The sequence below is a fragment of the Vibrio sp. YT-19(2023) genome, assembly GCF_033337395.1.
This window is the reverse complement of the sequence record NZ_JAWOQN010001145.1, coordinates 1-518: the sequence shown is the minus strand read 5'-3', so window position 1 is coordinate 518 and position 518 is coordinate 1. Positions and strand designations below refer to the sequence as shown.

The 518-nt window shown below is 50.8% G+C and carries 2 protein-coding genes; both read left to right on the top strand.

The window, feature by feature from the left end; translation table 11 throughout:
• Positions 1 to 358: OmpA family protein (locus R7E78_RS30530; protein WP_318059198.1), on the top strand; the 358-nt coding region annotated here is incomplete at its 5' end.
• Positions 355 to 507, top strand: coding sequence for a hypothetical protein (locus tag R7E78_RS30525; protein WP_318059197.1), 153 nt, complete (start codon positions 355 to 357; stop codon positions 505 to 507). The genes R7E78_RS30530 and R7E78_RS30525, both read left to right, overlap by 4 nt.
• Positions 508 to 518 lie beyond the last annotated feature (11 nt).

The following is a 518-nucleotide window of genomic DNA, read 5'->3' as shown; positions in this document are numbered from 1 at the left end:
GGCAGAAGCTGCTTATATTCTGCGCGACCACCCCGCTCTGTCTCTGGTTGTCACTGGCCATGCGGACGTCACGGGTACGCCTGAGCACAATAAAAAACTAGCACAGGAACGAGCCGAGCAAGTTAAACGATACTTAAGTGTGTTCGGTGTAGCGTCAGACCGTGTACAAACAAAATCTGTTGGCGACACATTGCCTTTGTATGAGGGACAAACGCCAGCCGTGCGCCTAACCAACCGTCGTGTGAGCATCGAAGTTCTCAGCGCAAACTCTGATAGCAATGCGCCAAGTAATCACAATTTACCTAACAAAGGCAACATGCCAACGAGCGCAAGCGGTTCCATAGGAGGCGCGTTATGAGCATTTTGAAAACGTTTTTTGCCTTGTTCGCGATGTGCGTACTCGCTTGGGTAACCCCTCTGCATGCCGCAGATAACGACACAGTCAAAGTTGGTAACTTAGTACAGAGCAACCTGCCCGGCGAAGCATCGCTAAACTTTGGTTTATAAGTGGACCGCCG

Excerpts from the sequence above, each read along its gene's own strand:
- R7E78_RS30525 (WP_318059197.1), top strand. The coding sequence starts at position 355 with ATGAGCATTTTGAAAACGTTTTTTGCCTTGTTCGCGATGTGCGTACTC.